Raw genomic sequence first — 2,166 nt, 5'->3', positions numbered from 1 at the left:
CGGCGCTCGGTCACGACGACGTCCGCACCTACGACGGCAGCTGGGAGGAATGGGGCAACGACCCCAGCCTCCCGATCATCGTCGGTCGGAGCTGACCACCCGGGTCTGACGCGACGTCAGCTCGGCCGCGAGGTCCGCCGGAACATCGGCCTCGATCCGTATTCCAGCTTCGCCGTACTCGGCGTTCCGCAGTGATCCGCGCTCGCGCACGCGCTGCACCATGGCGCCTTCGTTGTACGGCACCGTGACATCGACCTTGGTCCAGTGCGACGCAGCGACCTCCGCGAGCCGCTCGCGCAGCGCCTCGACTCCTTCCCCGTGCGACGCCGAGACGAACACCGCGCCGGGGAACTCCGCACCGAGCGCCTCCCGAAGAGCCTCGCCTTCCGCGCCACGCAGCGTGTCGGCCTTGTTGAACACGATCAGGCTTTCGCGTGCGGCGAGGTCGAGGGACGCGAGCGTCTCACGGACCACGATCATCCGCTCGTGGAGGTTCGGATGACCGACATCGACGACGTGCACGAGAAGATGGGCGTCGTTCAGCTCCTCGAGCGTCGCGCGGAACGCGGCGACGAGCGTGGGCGGAAGCTTGTTCACGAAACCCACGGTGTCCGACAGGAGCAGCGTCGTGCCCGAGGGCAGCCGGAGACGTCGCGTGGTCGGATCCAGCGTCGCGAACGGCTGGTCCGCGACGAGCACGTCCGCATTCGAGAGCGCGTTCATGAGGGTCGACTTGCCCGCGTTCGTATAGCCCACCAGCGCCGCGAGGTACAGGCCGTCGCGACTTCGTGAGAGCCGGCTGCGCTCGCGCTGGCGGTGGACCTCGCCTAGGCGTGCCTTAAGATCGATCAGCCGCCGCTCGATGACGCGGCGATCCGTTTCGAGGAGCGACTCGCCAGGTCCGCGCGTCCCGATGCCACCGCCGAGGCGCGAAAGGCCCTTCCAGATCCCCCGCAGTCGCGGCATCTGGTACTCGAGCTGCGCGACCTCGACCTGGACGCGACCTTCCTTCGTTCGCGCGTGGCGCGCGAAGATGTCGAGGATCACCGCGGAGCGATCGACGACGCGGCGTCCTGCGAGCTCCTCCAGGCCGCGCTGCTGCCGTGGCGTGAGCTCGTCGTCGCAGACGACCAGATCAGCCCCGACACGTGCGCATTCGGTGACGATCTCGGCCGCCTTCCCCTTCCCCACCCAGGTGTTCGGGTCGGGCGCCCGCCGCTGCTGCACCAAGCGACCGGCTACGACCGCGCCGGCGGCGTCCACGAGCGAGGCGAGCTCGTCAAGGGAATCGTCAGCATCGAAGCGAGCACGCGGCTGGTCGAGCGCGACGAGATACGCGCGCTCGGGAGGCACCGTGGTGTCGATCATCCTGACAGTGTCGCAGGCAGTGGATCCTCTGTGGTCGGATCGACCCAGCGGATCGCGCTGTCGCGCCGGAACCATGTCATCTGACGCCGTGAGTACCGCCGCGTGTCCCGCACCGTCAGCCGCATGGCCTCATCGAGCGTGACCGCACCGGCGAGGTGCTTCGCCCAGTGGACGTACCCATGCCCGCTGAAGCTGGGCAGCGTCGGATCGAGCCCGGACGCGAGGAGGGAGCGCGTCTCGTCGAGAACGCCGGCGTCGACCATGCGCTCCACGCGCGTTTCGATCGCGGCGATGAGCGCCTCGCGCGGCGGCGCGAGGCCGACCTTGCGCGAGGGGATCGCGCCATCGCGACGCCAGCTCGCGGTGAGACCGCCGGTGAGGAGCGCCGCCTCGACGTAGCGCACGACGCGCCGGACGTTGCGCGCGTCGACGCGGGCCGCAGCCTCGGGATCGAGCTCCTGCAGTCTGCGGTGCAGCGCGTCCGGGCCGTCGCGGGCGGCGTCCGCCTCGATCTTCGCCCGCAGGACCGGATCGGTCGGGACGGACGCGAGGTCGAGGCCGTCGAGGAGCGCACGGACGTAGAGTCCGGTCCCGCCCACGACGACCACAGCGCGACCGCGCGCCCTGATGCCGTCGAGCGCGGCACGCGCATCACGCTGATAGCGGAACACGTCGTAACGCTCGCCGGGATCGGCGACATCGATGAGGTGATGCGGCACGCGTGCACGCTCGGCGCGCGTCGGCTTCGCGGTGCCGATGTCCATGCCGCGGTACACCTGACGCGAGTCGGCGGACAGG

2 protein-coding genes are annotated in these 2,166 nt (G+C 70.1%); both read right to left on the bottom strand.

What is annotated here, in order from left to right; translation table 11 throughout:
• Positions 1–75 precede the first annotated feature (75 nt).
• On the bottom strand, positions 76–1,368 hold the full coding sequence (hflX, locus tag VI056_08115) for a GTPase HflX (GenBank protein HEY6202994.1): 1,293 nt from the start codon (positions 1,366–1,368) through the stop codon (positions 76–78).
• Positions 1,365–2,166 (bottom strand): tRNA (adenosine(37)-N6)-dimethylallyltransferase MiaA (miaA, locus tag VI056_08110; protein HEY6202993.1); only part of this gene is annotated, 802 nt, incomplete at its 5' end. The genes miaA and hflX, both read right to left, overlap by 4 nt.

The organism is Candidatus Limnocylindria bacterium (assembly GCA_036523395.1).
Classification (GTDB): Bacteria; Chloroflexota; Limnocylindria; order P2-11E; family P2-11E; genus CF-39.
The sequence above is the reverse complement of the archived record's forward strand: the minus strand, read 5'-3'. Positions and strand labels throughout refer to the sequence as shown.